The following is a 17,825-nucleotide window of genomic DNA, read 5'->3' on the forward strand; positions in this document are numbered from 1 at the left end:
CGCTGTGAAAGCGAAATCAACTGGAGGGCTGGAATATGGCACGAAGAAAAATTGTAGTTGCACTAGGGGGAAATGCGATACAGTCTGGAGAAGCTACTGCGGGAGCGCAGCAAGAAGCGTTGGAAAAAACGGCAGAACAACTTGTGAAAATAATGGAAAATGATGTGGATATAGTAATTGCGCATGGAAATGGCCCACAAGTGGGGAATATTTTATTACAGCAAAAAGCTGCAGAAACGGAAAAGACACCTGCAATGCCATTAGATACTTGTGGGGCAATGAGCCAAGGGATGATTGGATATTGGATGGAAAATGCAATTGAAAAGGCATTGAAAAAACGGAATATAAACAAAGATGTAGCAACGGTTATAACACGTGTTGTTGTGGATAAAAAAGATGAGGCATTTAAAAATCCAACTAAACCAATTGGTCCTTTTTATACAGAAGAAGAGGCCAGAAAATTAATGGATGAAACAAAAGCAGTGTTTAAAGAAGATGCTGGTAGAGGATGGAGACGTGTTGTTCCATCACCGAAGCCTGTAAGTATTCATGAACATAAAGTGATTAATTCTTTGGTCGAAGATGGAAACATAGTGATAGCTGTGGGCGGGGGTGGAATTCCAGTAATTGATTCTGAAGAAGGGTTAAAAGGAACTGAAGCGGTTATCGATAAAGATTTCGCTGCGCAGAAATTAGCAGAATTAGTAGATGCCGATACGCTCGTTATTTTAACTGCAGTTGATTATGTGTATGTAAATTATAATCAACCGAATCAAAAAAAATTAGAGCATGTCACAGTGAATCAATTAGAAGAATATATTGAAGAACAACAATTTGCTGCGGGAAGCATGCTTCCAAAAATCGAAGCTGCTATTAATTTTGTTAATACAAATCCAAAAAGAAAAACGATTATTACGTCTTTAGAAAAAGTATATGAAGCACTAGAAGAAAAAGCCGGTACTATTATTTCAAAACAGAATGTATGCATGTATGTTTAAATTATTATGTACGCTACTTAGTAGTAAAAAAAGAATGAGGTTAATAACTTCATTCTTTTTATTTATTAATATTTTTTGTACTCATTGTTCATAAAGTTTTCATGATGAAATCTGAATATACAAGTTAATTATGATAAAATTCAAATTGAATACGCTTTCTTGATTTTTCGCTCCAACATACAGCAAGAGAGAGGGAATTTTATGAATAGACGGAACGTAGTGAAAGACTTAAAGCAGTTCGAATTATTTGCTCATTTAACAGAAAAAAAATTGAAAGGCTTAACAGAGTTTGTTTATTGGCGAACTTATAAAAAAGGTCAATTTTTATTTTTAGAAGGGGATTCAAGGGAAAGAATTTACTTCATGTTAGATGGTTTTGTAAAGTTAGAGCGGGTTAATCAAAATGGGAACTTATTATACGATGACTATGTAAAGCGGTATTCTATTTTTCCTTATGGTGGTATGTTTACAGACAGAGGATATAACTATACAGCAGAAGCAATGACGGATGTGGAGGTATATTATATTCCAACGGTAATCTTTGAAGATATGGTAAAGTCCAGCAGAACACAATTGATGTACGTTGTTCAGCAATTATCATCTATATTAAAATTGAACGAAAATCGAGTGCAAAATATTACAATTCCTAATGCACAAGATCGTGTTATCCAAACGTTAAATTATTTAATGCAGGATTTAGGAGAACAGAGTGGAGAAAAGATTGTAATTTCATGTCCACTTACAACAATTGAAATATCCAAAATATCTGGAACATCTCGAGAGACAGTTAGCAGCGTATTAAAACAATTAAAAAATGATAGCATTGTTACAATTTTAGATAAAAAAATTACAATACATGATCCAACATATTTTGAAGAAATCTCTATGTGAAAATTGTATATTGATTTTTTAATTCATAGTGTATATTAATAAGGTTCTTTATATATTTATAAGGAACTTTTTTACGTTATCCTCTATAAAAAGATTGTATAGTATGGTAATAATAGCTAAAATCGATAATAAAATACAAAGTGAAGGGGAGAAAGAATGATTCGTATTGAGTATGATCGATTAGTAGCTATTTGTTACAGTATAGGGGTTTTGTTATTATTAAAAATTCCAAATGATAATGAATTAATTGGGGAAAAACTATTCAATGTCTATAAGATTCCGATACATACGTATGTTTATATGGATTATAAAGTCTCAAATATATTGATTGTTTCTTTCATACTACATGTAATTGCATTTATATTATTTTTAAAATGGCTAGGAAAAAAGGAGTCTAGTACATTTAGAAAAGTGAATAAAATAAAAGTAGTAGGTACTAGTATTTTGATTGTAATGATGCCGTTTATTTTAAATACAATCCTCCAGACATTGAATAAAACATGGTATTATGCAGGAAAAACAGGGGTAGAAGCAATAGAATATAAAAAAGAAGATAGCCAGTGTAGAATGGAGAAAAATGGAGAGAATATCCAACCGAAGTGCATTGTTACTTTAAAAAATTATCGTAATCATTCACAAGCATTAAAAGTTGTTTTATATGATAGTGCAAACGAGAATTCAAAAAGCTATCCAGTACCGAAACCAGTCTATTTACAAAAACATGAGACAAAGCAATTTGAATTTCAAGTTCCTGTTTCTTATAATAGAGGTATTGAAAAAGATAAAGTACCAAATATTAAATTACATTCATTGCATGAAAATGATACGAAATACAATTAATCTGTAAGTAAAAGTTTATGAGTAGGAGCAAGAATTTGAAACGATATAGAAAATCAACTTGAATCATCCAACATACTGCGAGGTAACGGTATAGTGGATGATTTTTTTATGTTATCCCCTTTTTTCACGTATGAAAAGGAGGAATACTTTGTTGGAAATGAAAAACATCACAAGGATCATACATAGTTTTTACTTTACGTAATCTGTGAAAGTTAGAGCCATAATAACTAGTTTGCCAATTTTTAATGTCGATATCGGGCCAGTTCACATAGTCACCTAGTGTATAAGGATCTAAGCTTTCTCGTAAACCTTTAACCCAGCGTATATTTCGATTTTCTTCATCATCACATTTCCAAGAGGTAATGTATTCTTGAGCGATAATTGCTTTACGATGAAAATAAGCCGTTTCATTCGGCGAAATATTTTCAACAGCACCTATGAGCGATTGATGCCAAATACTAGCATCTTTATTTGGTGCATGAGAAAGAAAGGATTGCATGATTTGAATGCCTTTAAGGGGAATAGGTTTATAGACATAGGAACCAGAGCGCTTAAAATTTTCAGGGATGTTACCTCCATTAAAAAATTCAACAGCCTTTATATAAGGAACTTCTTCTATAAAGAGAGAGGGGCTACCAGTTTCAAGAAGAGGGGATAATAGGGAATGGAGTTCAGAGGGAGAACCGACAAACTCGCCTTGTGCTTCAATTTTATTTCGTTGCTTGGCGAATAATTCGATCGATGAAGTGAGACGTTCATCTATATAAGGTGCCCAGTTTTGCCACGCTTGAAATGCAGCAATAAAGTCTTCCCATTCCCATGTAATTGAGAAAATTGATACATTTTTTATCGGGTGGACTCGAAAAGTTAAGGAAGTGACAATTCCGAAGCTTCCACCACCGCCACCACGGCATGCCCAAAAAAGGTTAGAGTTTTCTTGTTCATTTGCACGAATGAGTTTTGCACCAAATTTTCCACACGCTTGTACCATTTCCACTTCCATTAATTGATCACATGTTAATCCAAATAAGCGCGAAAGCATACCAATACCACCGCCAAGTGCTAATCCAACAACTCCAACGCTTGCACTTGTACCAGCAGGAATTGTAACACCGTAATTCCAAAGTTCTTTATAAACAGTGCCAAGATTTGCACCAGCCTCAATTGTTGCTGTTAATTTCTCTGTATTAACAGTAATGCGATGCATTTCACTCACATCAATAATAAGTCCTCTATTTAAAAGAGAAAAATTTTCATAGCTATGACGTCCACTTCTTAACCGAAATGGTATATGACGTTCACGTGCCCATTTTAAGGCGTTACAGACATCCTTGTTATTTTGACAAAAAACAATAATACAAGGGAGTTTTGGAATACTTAAATTTAAATTCATTCGGGCTACGTCGTAGTCAGGATCTGTGGGAACAACGATACGACCTGTTAATTTTGTTTGCTTCAATTTATTACTCCTTTCTAAAATAATCAGAGTTTTTTATTAATATATGAAAAATGTCTGTAATACGCGTGGACAAGGAGAGGTGAAGAATGAGATTTACCTTTGTGAGAAATAAATAAAGCATAAGAATAAAGAATCTACATAGAGTTCAATGAAAACAGTTGCAAACTGTTCATATTTTGTTATGATAGTGTTACGAAAACGTTTGCATAAAATTTCCGATGGGATGCAAAAGGAGAGAATGACTATGAATAAGACATGGTGGAAAGAAGCGGTTGCTTATCAAATTTATCCACGAAGCTTTATGGATTCAAATGGTGATGGTATTGGAGATTTACAAGGTATTATTGCAAAACTGGATTATTTAAAAGATTTAGGTATAGATGTAATTTGGATTTGTCCAATGTATAAGTCGCCTAATGATGATAATGGTTATGATATTAGTGATTATCAAGATATTATGGATGAGTTTGGTACAATGGCAGACTTTGATGCTTTACTAGATGAAGTTCATAAGCGTGATATGAAGCTTATTATTGATTTAGTTATTAATCATACGAGTGATGAACATCCATGGTTTATTGAATCACGTTCATCTAAAGATAATCCGAAGCGTGATTGGTATATTTGGCATGATGGTAAAGATGGTGCGGAGCCAAACAACTGGGAAAGTATTTTTAATGGTTCGGCATGGGAATATGATGAAGAAACAGAACAATATTATTTACATTTATTCTCACGTAAACAACCAGATTTAAACTGGGAGAATAAAGAAGTTCGCGAAGTACTATACGATACGGTTAATTGGTGGCTTGATAAAGGTATTGATGGTTTCCGCGTTGATGCGATCAGTCATATTAAAAAAGAAGAAGGCCTCAAGGATATGCCAAATCCAAAAGGGTTAAAATATGTGCCATCTTTTGATAAACATATGAATGTGAAAGGTATTCAACCTTTATTAGAAGAGCTAAAAGAAAATACATTCTCTAAGTACGATATTATGACTGTTGGTGAAGCAAATGGTGTTAAGATTGAAGATGCTGAGCTTTGGGTTGGAGAAGAGCAAGGTAAGTTCAATATGGTATTCCAATTTGAACATTTAAGTTTATGGGATGCAGAGAAGAAGAAAGACCTTGATGTTGTAGGATTGAAAAAAGTATTAACGAAATGGCAAAAAGGATTAGAAAATAAAGGATGGAACGCTTTATATATTGAGAATCACGATAAACCACGTATCGTTTCAACATGGGGAGATGATAAACAATATTGGCGTGAAAGTGCAACAGCTCTAGGGGCGATGTATTTCTTTATGCACGGTACACCTTTTATTTATCAAGGCCAAGAAATTGGTATGACAAATGTTCAGTTACCAAATATTGAAGATTACGATGATGTAGCAATTAAAAATTTATATCGCGAGAAAATTGCAGAGGGCGTACCACATCAAGATATGATGGAGATTATATGGGCTTCTTGCCGCGATAATTCACGTACACCTATGCAGTGGAATGATGAGATGAATGCTGGTTTCACAACAAGTACACCTTGGTTTAGCATGAATCCAAATTACAAAGAAATTAATGTTGAGAAGCAAAAAAATGAAGAAAAGTCTATTTTCAATTTCTATAAGAAAATGATTGCCCTGAAAAAAGAGCACGATGTACTGAACTATGGCACGTACGATTTACTTTTAGAAGACGATCCACAAATTTATGCATATACACGTACGTTACAGGATGAAAAAGTCATTGTAATTAGTAATATCTCAAAAGAGGAAGCTGTGTATAATGAGGGTTCATTTGCACTAGAACGCAAACGTTTGCTTTTAAATAACTATGAAGTTGCGGAACATGAAGAAGTAACAACAATTGCTTTAAAGCCTTATGAAACAAGGGTTTATCGCATTTCATAATAAAAAAGGATGCTCTTTGAGCATCTTTTTTTATGAAAAAAAATAAATTTCTATTGCAAAGTGAAAACGCTTTTATTAAAATAGATTTATGAAAACGGTTGCGTAAAGATAAAAATAAAGTAACATAAGGAATCGTTTTCATAAAGGGAACAGAAATTATAATTTAAATCATTATGTTTTTATAAATAAAGGGGAGGAAGAACAGATGAAAATTACGTCTTTTGATTTTTGGCAAAAGTTCGGGAAAGCGTTATTAGTTGTTGTAGCCGTAATGCCAGCAGCTGGTTTAATGATTTCCATCGGTAAGTTAATTGGTATGTCTGCTGGGGATGTTAACGCAGTTCATACAATCGCTCGCGTAATGGAAGACATCGGTTGGGCAATCATTACAAATCTACACATCTTATTCGCAGTAGCAATTGGGGGATCTTGGGCGAAAGATCGCGCAGGTGGTGCATTTGCAGCGCTATTAGCATTCGTCTTAACAAACCGAATTACAGGAGCTATATTTGGGGTAAACGCTGAAATGTTAGCGGATTCAAAAGCGAAAGTTTCTTCAGTAATAGCGGGAGATTTAATTGTAAAAGATTACTTTACTTCTGTACTTGGTGCACCTGCATTAAACATGGGAGTGTTCGTAGGGATTATCACAGGTTTCTTAGGAGCTACTTTATATAACAGATATTATAACTATGATAGACTGCCGCAGGCATTAGCATTCTTTAATGGAAAACGATTTGTACCATTCGTTGTAATTCTTTGGTCTACAGTTACTGCGATTGTATTATCACTTCTATGGCCATTCATCCAAAGTGGGTTAAATGAATTTGGTCGCTGGATTGCAGCTTCAAAAGATAGTGCACCAGTTGTTGCACCGTTTGTATATGGAACGTTAGAGCGTTTATTATTACCATTTGGTTTACACCATATGTTAACGATTCCGATGAACTATACAGAGCTAGGCGGAACATATACGATGCTAACTGGTTCAAAAGTTGGACAAGTTGTAGCAGGACAAGATCCATTATGGCTTGCATGGATTACAGATTTAAATAATTTATTAGCAAATGGAGATACGAAGGCATATAACGATTTATTAAATAATGTTGTACCAGCTCGTTTCAAAGCTGGACAAGTTATCGGCTCAACAGCAGCGTTAATGGGGATTGCATTTGCGATGTTCCGTAACGTTGATAAAGAAAAGCGTGCAAAATATAAACCAATGTTTTTATCAGCAGCATTAGCAGTATTCTTAACAGGTGTAACAGAACCAATTGAATTCATGTTCATGTTTATTGCTCCAGTATTATATGTTGTATATGCTATTACAACAGGACTTGCATTCGCGCTAGCTGATTTAATTAACTTACGTGTTCATGCATTTGGATTTATTGAGTTAATTACTCGTACGCCAATGATGGTTAACGCAGGTTTAACAAGAGACTTAATCAACTTTGTTATTGTTTCATTAGTGTTCTTCGGTCTTAACTTTACACTATTTAATTTCTTAATTAAAAAATTCAATTTACCAACACCAGGGCGTGCAGGTAACTATATTGATAATGAAGATGAGGCATCAGAAGGAACAGGAAATGTACAAGACGGTTCATTAGCAACAAAAGTTATCGATTTATTAGGTGGAAAAGAAAATATTGCTGACGTAGATGCTTGTATGACGCGCTTACGTGTAACAGTAAAAGATTTAGATGTTGTTGCACCAGAAGCACAGTGGAAACAAAATGGTGCTTTAGGGCTTATTGTAAAAGACAAAGGTGTACAAGCGGTATATGGTCCGAAAGCTGACGTATTAAAGTCAGACATTCAAGATATGTTAGGTGCGTAATAATATGAAATTGCTAACTTTAAACTGTCATTCTTGGCAAGAAGAGAATCAAATAGAAAAGATACAATACCTTGCTAAAGTAATTCAAGAAGAAGAGTACGATGTCATCGCATTGCAAGAAGTAAGTCAGTCCATACAAGCTGAAAATGTATGCGGTAACAAGAAAAAAGATAATTTTGGACTTTTACTATTAGAAGAGTTAAAAGCGCTACATGTAAAAGATTACAATATTACTTGGGATTTCTCTCATATTGGTTATGATGTGTACGAAGAAGGATTAGCAATTATAACGAAGCATAATATTATAAAAGAAGATACGTTCTTCATTTCAGAAAACGAGGATACAACGTATTGGAAAACGCGTAAAATTGTAAGTACAACAATTGCTTATAATGGTAAGGATATAACGTTTTACTCTTGTCATCTCGGTTGGTGGAATGATGAAGAAGAGTCATTCAAAGGTCAAGTCGATCGTTTGATGGAGCGTGTAGATAGCAATAAGCTCGCCTTCCTAATGGGGGATTTTAATAACAATGCTCGATTGAAAGGCGAAGGTTATGAGTATATGATGCAAAAAGGGTTGTATGACACATATGAATTAGCAATAGAGAAGGATGAAGGAACGACTGTCCAAGGTGAGATTGCTGGTTGGGATGAAAATAAACATAATTTGCGAATCGATCTAATATTGTGTAACCAAAGTAAAAAAGTTCATTCTTCAAAAGTTATTTTTAATGGTACAAACAGAAATGTAATTTCAGATCATTTCGGTGTAGAGGTTCAATTGGATATATAATAGAAGAAATCCTCACAGAGAATAAAAGCTGTGAGGATTTTTTTTAGGAATACAAGTATTTCCAAGAGAAAATACTTGTATTTTTTATGACATTTCATATATATTTGTTATTATTGAATGTAAAACCGATTTGGTCATTTTGTATTCATACTTTGACTCACTTCGTTATATAATGAAGTAAGTGAAAGTTAATGGGAAAAAATAGTACGTTTTTGGTTAATACACGATGTAGAAAGTGATATAATTGCAAAATGTATGTATCATTTTCTAAAGAAGGAAAAATATATAATTAGGTGATAACTTCTATGAAACAGATTTGGCGTATTTATAAGACAGATTTACGGAATGTAGCCAAACATTGGGCTGCAATTGTTATTGTTTTAGGATTAATGATTTTACCATCGTTATATGCATGGTTTAACATTAAAGCTTCTTGGGATCCATATGGAAATACAAAAGAGGTTCCCATTGCAGTTTCTAACCAAGATGCAGGTTCTAATTTAAGAGGGAAAGATATTAATATCGGGAAAGAGATTGTAGACTCCCTTAAGAAAAACAACAATCTTGGCTGGAAATTTGTAGATGAAAAACAAGCAATTCACGTAGTTGAGCGTGGAGATTATTATGCAAGTATTACGATTCCAAAAGATTTCTCTGAAAAAATTGCAACTGTTCTGGATGAAAATCCTAAAAAACCAGAACTGGATTACTATGTGAATGAAAAAGTAAACGCGATTGCACCGAAGATTACAGCAAAAGGTGCATCAGGTATTACAGAAGAAATTAGTAAAAACTTTGTAAAAACAGCAAACGGTGAGATTTTTAAAATCTTCAATGACCTTGGAATCGATTTAGAAACAAACTTACCAAGTATCGAAAAAGTAAAAGATCTTGTATTTAAGTTAGAAGCGCAGTTCCCAGAAATGAATACACTTATGGATAAGGCGTTAGATGATGCAACTCGAGCAGAAGATGTTGTGAAAGTGGCGCAAAAAGATTTACCTGTTGTAGAGAGTGTAATAAATGATGGGCAGGAAGCATTGGCGAATTTAGATAAGTTCTTTGCAAGACAAGATCAAACATTAAAAAACGCTCCAGGAACGATAAGAAATGATTTAGTAGCAGCAAAAGGCGTTATGGATAGTGCAGCTGCATTTACTGACTTTTTAATGAATCCAGGTGTAGAACTAAATATTCCTGACTTGTCTGGAATGAATGGATTACCTGAATTCCCAGCGAGACCAGATCTTTCTAAGTTGAATAGTGATGGTTATAAGAGTATAGCGCAAAATATTAATCAAACAGTAAATAATGTTTTAAGTTCATCACGTGCAGGAACAGCTTATGGGAAAAGTGTTTTAAATGGATTGCAAAATGGTCAGTTTGATCCAGAACAAGCAAAGAGAGATTTAAATGCGGTATCAGAACGATTACAAACTGGTACAGATGGTATTTCATATCTTATTAATTTCTTTACTGAACTTCAAAAATCGGCGACTACTGATTTTGGTCAAAGCTTTTTCAAAGGGCGAGTGGATCACTTAACTAATGTTAAAAAAGGTATGGAAAATGCAAATAACGGTATTAAAGATATTGTAAATGTTATTGGCAAAGGACAAGAAGTAAAGAAAGATGTAACAGATGTAGCGAATCAAAAATTAGATGCAGCAAATGGATTAATTGATCAAGCTGAAAAAGATTATAATGAAACGTTTGTAGCAGATTATAAAAAAGCAGTTAGCACAGTCGATCAAGCTAAAGTTGATGCAAATGCAGTATATGATAATGCAAAAGCAGATTACGATAAAGTAAAAAATGGTATTGAGGGTGCAAAAGCAGATTTACAGAAAGCAAAAGAAGATGTACAAAATAGAGGTATTAACGGTTTAGATTCAACGAAAGTAGCTTTAAATAGCTTAAATGGTCAATTCCAATCTGGAATCGGTTTAATTGATGATATGATTCCAGTTCTAGAAAGTACAAATAAGGTTTTAGCGGATGTAAATAGTGATAAAAACCTTAATAATGGAATCGCAAAATTAAACAAAGCGAAAAGTAGTCTGCAAAAAGGTGTAGATGCAACGAATAAGGGGATTACACTTCTTAACAATGGCCAGAAACCTACAAAAGATGTAATTGAAAGTATTAACAACGCTGCGAAGGGCGGATCAGCTCAATTAACAGATGTATTATCGACGTATGATTCAGAAATTGTACCTAATTTCAATACAGCAATAGCTCGTACAAAAGAGATGTCGAAAAATACAACTCAAATTTTAAATGATGCAGACAAAAAGCTTCCAGATGTTAAAAAATTACTAGAAGATTCATCAAAAGGTTTAGTAGATGGTAAAAAGAAATTAGCAGACATTAAAGCTGAAATGCCGGAGACTGAGAAAAAGATTAAAGAATTAGCAGATAAAATTCGTGATTTTGAATCTGAAGAGGATTTAAAAGACATCATACGTTTATTGAAAAATGATGTTGAAAAGCAAAGCGATTACTTTGCGAATCCAGTAAATTTAAAAGAAAATAAATTATTTGCGATGCCGAATTACGGTTCAGCGATGTCACCATTCTATACAGTGCTTGCATTATGGGTAGGCGCATTATTAATGGTTTCATTATTAACGGTAGAAGTACACGAAGAGGGCGCGAATTATAAGAGCCATGAAATTTACTTCGGACGTTTATTAACATTCTTAACGATAGGTCTTTCACAAGCGTTTATCGTATCGATGGGAGATATATTCTTACTCGGTACGTACGTAGTCGATAAGTTCTGGTTTGTGTTATTTAGTTTATTTATTGGTGGAGTCTTCGTTTGTATCGTATACTCACTCGTTTCTATTTTCGGAAACGTTGGGAAATCGATGGCGATCATTTTACTTGTACTACAAGTAGCAGGATCGGGCGGAACATTCCCAATCCAAATGACACCAGCGTTCTTCCAAGCGATTTATCCGTTCTTACCATTCACATACGCAATTAGCGCAATTCGTGAAACAGTTGGCGGAATGCTTTGGGATATCGTAACGCGAGATTTACTTGTGTTAAGTGCTTTCGTAGTAGTTATGATTGTGGCTGCGTTATTACTGAAAACACCAATTAACAAATCAAGTGAAAAATTTGTTGAGAATGCAAAAGGAAGTAAAATCATTCACTAAAATAAAAGGTTCCTACCGATAGAGGTAGGAACTTTTTGTTTAATCAAATTTTAATTTTTTTAATGCTTCCGCAAATGGGTTGTTTAATGGTTCTTCCTCTTTGTTCTGTTGTTTCATATATTTTTGAACGTCGCGCTTATCAGCTTTGTTTCCAGATTCTTTTTTACGTCTTTCTTGGAATGTTGATAATTTCTCACGATAGCCACATTTACATGCGAAAATTTGGCCTGCACCCTCACCACGTAATTCTAGTTTCTTCTTACATTGCGGACAGCGAGCGTTTGTTGTACGAGATACATTTTTACGATGACCACATTCACGATCTTGGCATACGAGCATTTTTCCCTTTTTGCCGTTTACTTCTAGCATTGGTTTACCGCAGTCTGGACAAGACTTCGTTGAAATGTTGTCATGTTTATATTTTTTATCACTCGATTTAATTTCAGAAACAATTTCTTTCGTATAGTTCTTCATTTCCGAAATGAATACTTCTTTCTTTAATTTTCCTTTTGCAATTGCTTCAAGTTTTTGTTCCCACTCACCAGTTAGTGTAGGTGATTTTAATTCTTCTGGTACTAAATCAAGTAATTGACGACCTTTTGATGTAATGTGAATATCTTTACCACGTTTTTCAATTAAGAATGAATTGAATAGCTTGTCGATAATGTCTGCACGTGTCGCTACAGTACCTAATCCACCAGTCGATTTTAACGTATCAGCAAGTTGTTTATTTTGCGTATCCATATATTTTGTAGGATTCTCCATTGCTGAAAGTAAAGTCGCTTCGTTAAATCGTGCAGGTGCTTTTGTTTGACCTGATGTTTGCATAATTAACTTTACAGCTAATGTATCGCCTTTCTCAATGTGAGGTAGAAGTTGCTCTTTTACGTCATCAGTTACATCATCATCTTCAAAGCGATTTTCATATACTTCTTTCCAACCGGCATGTAGAATTGTTTTTCCGCGCGCAATGAACGTTTCATTGCCAACCTTTGTGCGTAACGTTAGTTGCTCATATTCGAATGCCGGGAATAACACAGCTAAGAAACGTTTTACAACTAAATCATAAATTTTGCGTTCTTTATCTGTGAATGCTGAGAAGTTAACGTATCCTTCTGTTGGAATAATCGCATGATGATCGCTTACTTTACTATCATCAACAAATGATTTGTTAGGTTTGATAGGCTTTTGTAATACTTTATGTGCGAAGGGACGGTATTCTCCAACACCACATGCTTTTAGACGTTCTGGAAGTGTTCCAACGATATCAGATGAAATGTAGCGTGAATCTGTACGAGGGTACGTTAGTACTTTATGCTGTTCATACAATTTTTGCATAATATTTAATGTTTCTTTAGCAGAGTAACCGAACTTTTTATTCGCATCACGTTGCAATTCAGTTAAATCGTAAAGACCAGGAGAGAATGACTTCTTCTGTTTCTTATCAATTTCCACAACAGTAGCATTTTGTTTATCTAAACGTTTTACAATACCATCGATTTTTTCTTTATTAAAACTACGGCTATTGCCATTTGCATCTTGCCAAGTAAGTTTGAGCTTCTCCATTGTTTGAGCTTCGATGCCGTAGTAAGTTTGTGCTTTGAAGTTCTTTATTTCATCCTCACGACTAGCAATCATAGCAACAGTAGGGGTTTGTACACGGCCGCAATTTAACTGGGCATTAAAGCGAGTCGTTAAAGCACGAGTTGCATTAAGACCGATATACCAGTCAGCTTCTGAACGCGCAACTGCTGAAGCGTATAAATTGTCATAGGCTTTACCTGGTTTTAAATTTGCAAAACCATCTTTAATTGCTTTATCGGTTACAGAAGAAATCCATAAACGTTTGATTGGTTTATTTAGCTTAACTTTATCGATAATCCAGCGTGCGACTAATTCCCCTTCACGTCCAGCGTCTGTTGCTACAATAATTTCATTTACATCTTTTCTAAGTAGCTGACTTTTTACAGCATTAAATTGTTTACCAGTTTGTTTAATAACCGTTAATTTCAAACGCTCAGGTAGCATCGGTAAATCTTCTAAATTCCACTTTTTATATTTCACATCATAACTTTCTGGATCTGCTAATGTAACGAGATGACCTAAAGCCCAAGTTACAATATATTTACTACCTTCAAGATAGCCGTTTCCTTTTTTATCACACTTCAGTACACGAGCAATATCTCGTGCAACGGAAGGTTTTTCAGCGATTACAACGCTTTTTGACATATTAAAAACATCCTTTCAAATTTCCATAAGTTAAATATAGCATACATCTTCTTGAGATTCAGTTTCGCTCCATATTTCAGCTGTTTTTAATGGAGTTAACAAAATCCCAACTGATTAAAGTTTCACTTTATCAGTTGCCTCTATATCAAATAGAAAAGTAAAGAACTTGTTATTTTACTAGAATAAGAGTAGACTTTGAAGTAGATGAATAAGAAACACATGGGAGTTTGTGGATACAAACTGAGAGTATGGCTACTAGTCCGTCATTGACCATTTGAACCTGTTGGATAATGCCAGCGTAGGGAGAGTGTAAAAGCACATATTCAGGCACTTTGCGTACGCGCAAAGTGTCTTTTTGTGTATCTCCCATCATTATAGTTAGGAGATGAAAAGGATGAATATGAAAGAAATTAGTAAAGTAGTGGATTTGGTGAGAGAATCTAATCCGCTTGTTCATAATATTACAAATGTTGTTGTAACAAATTTTACTGCTAACGGTTTGTTGGCACTTGGGGCATCGCCTGTAATGGCGTATGCAAAAGAAGAAGTGGCAGAAATGGCTAGCATTGCTGGAGCGTTAGTATTAAATATGGGAACACTTCGTCCTGAAGAAGTAGAAGCGATGTTACTTGCCGGTAAATCAGCAAATGTGAACAATGTACCAGTACTGTTTGATCCAGTTGGTGCAGGAGCAACATCGTATCGGACAGAAGTTGCGAGACATATTCCGGCTGAAATTGAATTAGCGAGTATTCGCGGAAATGCAGCTGAAATAGCGAACGTTATTAATGAGAGATGGGAAATTAAAGGGGTAGACGCTGGTACTGGAAATGGCAATGTTGTAAGTATTGCAAGGCAGGCAGCAGATGAACTAAATACAGTTGCGGTCATTACTGGAAAAGAAGATGTTGTTACAGATGGAGAGAGAACTATTGTTATTCGAAATGGTCACCCTATTTTAACGAAAGTTACGGGAACAGGTTGTTTACTAACTTCTGTAATAGGAGCATTTGTAGCAGTGGAAAAAGATTATGTAAAAGCAGCAGTAGCAGCATTAACGTTTTATGGTGTAGCTTCGGAACTGGCAGCTGCTAAGACCGTGGAAAAGGGACCTGGTAGTTTCCAAATTGAATTTTTAAATCAGTTAGCGAATACTACTTCTAGTGATATTGAGAAGTATGGAAAGATTGAGGAGTTAGAGTAAGAGGGAGTGAAAGAAATGGCACGCATTGAAATAGATAAAATGTCTAAGCTATTGCAAGTGTATTTTATTATGGGAAGTAATAACTGCACGAGGGATCCTTTAGCTGTATTGAAAGAAGCGTTAGATGGTGGAGTGACAATTTTTCAGTTTCGCGAGAAGGGGGAAGGTTCTTTAATCGGAGAAGATAGAGTGCGCTTTGCAAAAGAATTGCAGACGCTTTGTAATGAATATAGTGTTCCTTTCATTGTAAATGATGATGTAGAATTAGCCATTGAATTAGATGCAGATGGTGTTCATGTCGGACAAGATGATGAAGGAATTACATCTGTTCGTGAAAAAATGGGAGATAAAATTATCGGCGTATCTGCTCATACAATTGAAGAAGCACGCTTTGCAATCGAAAATGGAGCAGATTATTTAGGCGTTGGACCTATTTTCCCAACGAGTACGAAAAAAGATACGAAAGCGGTTCAAGGAACGAAAGGATTAGCCTATTTTAGAGAACAAGGAATTACAGTGCCAATCGTTGGTATTGGTGGGATTACAATTGAAAATACAGCGGCAGTTATAGAAGCGGGTGCGGACGGTGTTTCAGTTATTTCAGCAATTAGTTTAGCTGAATCTGCGTATGAAAGTACGAGAAAATTAGCTGAAGAAGTAAAGAGAAGTTTGTAGGGAAGGACGTGTAGTATTTTAAGTGCTACATGGAGAAATAGACTGCCCCAAAATTTAAACAAACATTTGATTAAAAAAGCACAAACCTTTTTAAATAAAGGTTTGTGCTTTTTCTTTAAAACATAATTGAAATTAAGAGCATTCCAATTCCGATAGAAGTAAATGTTGCGATTAAGCCAGGAATCATAAAACTATGATTTAATACGTATTTACCGATACCTGTTGTACCAGTACGGTCAAAGTTAATAGCAGCAACGATTGTTCCATAGTTTGGAATGAAGAAATATCCATTTACTGCAGGGAACATAGCAATCAGTAGCGCTGGTGGAATGCCAAGAGATAGTCCAAGTGGCATTAAGGCACGTACTGTTGCAGCTTGGCTGTACAGTAAAATAGATAGAATGAATAGTGCGATGGCAAATAGCCAAGGTGCACTTGTTACTAAATGCTGAATGGATCCTTGAATCATATTTAAGTTTCCGTTAAAGAAAGTATCTCCCATCCAAGCGATACCGAAAATAGCAACAACTGCTGTTGCTCCTGCTTTAAAGACGTTACCAGACACAATGCTTTCTACATTTGGTTTACAGAAAATAATAATAAGAGCCGCGATAGTTAACATAACCATCTCAATTGTGTTCGGCATGGAAAGACGAGCTAACTTCCCATCAACTATCCATCCTGGACGAAGTGCTTCAAATGAACCAAGAAGTACAACAAGGAAGGTTCCTACTAGGAAAAGGATAACTGATAATTTTGCGCCCTTTACACCTACAAATGCTTTTTTCTCTTCAAGCTTAGGAATCATTCCTTCTTTTAATCGTTTTAAGTATTCAGGGTCTTCATTTAATTCTTTTCCCATCTTACTAGCAACGAATGCAGCTATCATACAAGCGATGAAAGTAGAAGGGATACTTACTTTTAAAATATCTAATAAGGTGATTTTATAGTCAGCTAACATTGCTAAAAGAGCAACTGTGGCAGCTGAAATTGGACTAGCTGTAATTGCTTGTTGAGAAGCGATTACGGCAATCGACATTGGGCGTTCCGGTCTAATCCCTGATTCACGAGAGACTTCTGCAATAACAGGAAGTACAGAATAGGCAACGTGACCAGTACCTGCACATAGTGTGAATAAATAAGTAACAATTGGAGCAAAAAAAGTAATACGCTTTGGATTTTTTCGTAATGCCTTTTCAGCTAGATGAACAAGATAGTCCATTCCTCCAGCAGCTTGCAAAGCACCAGCAGCTGTAATTACTGCCAAAATCATAAGCATTACATCGATAGGAGGCGCGGTTGGTTGTAGGTGGAAGACAAAAACGAGTATTGCCATACCAACTCCACCCATTACTCCTAAACCAACTCCGCCTAGGCGTGCACCAATAAAAATACAGAGTAACAAGGTAAGAAATTGTAGCCAAAACATGATAAACTACCTCCGAAATTCATTAGTTAAGATATATTCGAATAGTTTAATTTGAATGAAAATTAAATAAATACCCGAAGAAATCCTTGTTATTTATACATTTTTTATTATATAACACAAAAAAAGTAACATTCACGTACTTTTTGAAATTATTTCGAAAAAGCAATGCATTAAAAATTTGTATTTATATCTCTAAATAAGTAGACATTTTGATTTATATGTTGTAATCTTTGAAAGAGAATAAATTAATTCTCATAGAACTCCCATATCGTTCAACTCGTTCAGCGAGAAAGGCAAACTGATGGAAACATGAGGACGCAAAACTACAGGAGCTAAGGTCGAAAGGCTACGCTAGCCAGTTACCGGACGGATAGGGTTGGTCTTG

At 35.0% G+C, this 17,825-nt stretch carries 12 protein-coding genes and 2 riboswitches; of the genes, 9 read left to right on the forward strand and 3 right to left on the reverse strand.

The features are described from left to right. Positions 1-35: 35 nt before the first annotated feature. From arcC to BC_RS02080, 3 genes are all read left to right on the forward strand, one after another. Entirely contained in the window at positions 36-998 is a 963-nt protein-coding gene (gene arcC / locus BC_RS02070) for a carbamate kinase (RefSeq protein ID WP_000113951.1), read from the forward strand. Between the two features lie 201 nt (positions 999-1,199). Next, complete coding sequence (locus tag BC_RS02075) at positions 1,200-1,889, forward strand: Crp/Fnr family transcriptional regulator (RefSeq protein WP_001081905.1); 690 nt, start codon at positions 1,200-1,202, stop codon at positions 1,887-1,889. 156 nt (positions 1,890-2,045) lie between these two features. Continuing rightward, positions 2,046-2,729 carry a hypothetical protein gene (locus tag BC_RS02080; RefSeq protein WP_000619189.1) on the forward strand — a complete coding sequence of 228 codons (684 nt, stop codon included), beginning with the start codon at positions 2,046-2,048 and terminating at the stop codon, positions 2,727-2,729. A gap of 124 nt (positions 2,730-2,853) precedes the next feature. Here the strand turns inward: BC_RS02080 and BC_RS02085 are convergent, their stop codons facing one another. Further along, on the reverse strand, positions 2,854-4,188 hold the full coding sequence (locus tag BC_RS02085; RefSeq protein WP_000814899.1) for an FAD-dependent oxidoreductase: 1,335 nt from the start codon (positions 4,186-4,188) through the stop codon (positions 2,854-2,856). Between the two features lie 244 nt (positions 4,189-4,432). Here BC_RS02085 and BC_RS02090 point away from each other — a divergent pair, with 244 nt between their 5' ends. The 4 genes from BC_RS02090 to BC_RS02105 all read left to right on the forward strand — a co-directional run bounded on the left by BC_RS02090 (position 4,433) and on the right by BC_RS02105 (position 11,903). After that, positions 4,433-6,097 carry a glycoside hydrolase family 13 protein gene (locus BC_RS02090; RefSeq protein WP_001044710.1) on the forward strand — a complete coding sequence of 555 codons (1,665 nt, stop codon included), beginning with the start codon at positions 4,433-4,435 and terminating at the stop codon, positions 6,095-6,097. 205 nt (positions 6,098-6,302) lie between these two features. Then, on the forward strand, positions 6,303-7,940 hold the full coding sequence (locus BC_RS02095; RefSeq protein WP_000705561.1) for a PTS transporter subunit IIBC: 1,638 nt from the start codon (positions 6,303-6,305) through the stop codon (positions 7,938-7,940). Positions 7,941-7,944: 4 nt separating this feature from the next. Further along, positions 7,945-8,736 carry an endonuclease/exonuclease/phosphatase family protein gene (locus tag BC_RS02100; RefSeq protein WP_000771997.1) on the forward strand — a complete coding sequence of 264 codons (792 nt, stop codon included), beginning with the start codon at positions 7,945-7,947 and terminating at the stop codon, positions 8,734-8,736. 305 nt (positions 8,737-9,041) lie between these two features. Next, positions 9,042-11,903 (forward strand): YhgE/Pip domain-containing protein, encoded by a 2,862-nt coding sequence (locus tag BC_RS02105; protein WP_000810103.1) that lies wholly within the window; start codon positions 9,042-9,044, stop codon positions 11,901-11,903. 39 nt (positions 11,904-11,942) lie between these two features. On the opposite strand, the gene topB is transcribed toward BC_RS02105, so the two are convergent. Further along, positions 11,943-14,132 (reverse strand): DNA topoisomerase III, encoded by a 2,190-nt coding sequence (topB, locus tag BC_RS02110; protein ID WP_000047293.1) that lies wholly within the window; start codon positions 14,130-14,132, stop codon positions 11,943-11,945. A 209-nt stretch (positions 14,133-14,341) separates the two neighbouring features. Next, positions 14,342-14,454: riboswitch (TPP riboswitch) on the forward strand. A 72-nt stretch (positions 14,455-14,526) separates the two neighbouring features. On the opposite strand from topB, the gene thiM reads away from it, so the two are divergent. Both thiM and thiE read left to right on the forward strand, forming a co-directional pair. Further along, positions 14,527-15,336 (forward strand): hydroxyethylthiazole kinase, encoded by an 810-nt coding sequence (gene thiM, locus BC_RS02115; RefSeq protein ID WP_001056115.1) that lies wholly within the window; start codon positions 14,527-14,529, stop codon positions 15,334-15,336. Between the two features lie 15 nt (positions 15,337-15,351). Further along, a complete protein-coding gene (gene thiE / locus BC_RS02120; protein WP_000090962.1) occupies positions 15,352-16,011 on the forward strand; it encodes a thiamine phosphate synthase in 660 nt (219 codons plus the stop codon). A gap of 115 nt (positions 16,012-16,126) precedes the next feature. Here the strand turns inward: thiE and BC_RS02125 are convergent, their stop codons facing one another. Beyond that, entirely contained in the window at positions 16,127-17,440 is a 1,314-nt protein-coding gene (locus BC_RS02125) for an anaerobic C4-dicarboxylate transporter family protein (protein WP_000498700.1), read from the reverse strand. A 282-nt stretch (positions 17,441-17,722) separates the two neighbouring features. Beyond that, a riboswitch (cyclic di-GMP riboswitch) is annotated at positions 17,723-17,807 on the forward strand. Positions 17,808-17,825 lie beyond the last annotated feature (18 nt).

The sequence above is a fragment of the Bacillus cereus ATCC 14579 genome (assembly GCF_000007825.1).
GTDB classification, from domain to species: domain Bacteria; phylum Bacillota; class Bacilli; order Bacillales; family Bacillaceae_G; genus Bacillus_A; species Bacillus_A cereus.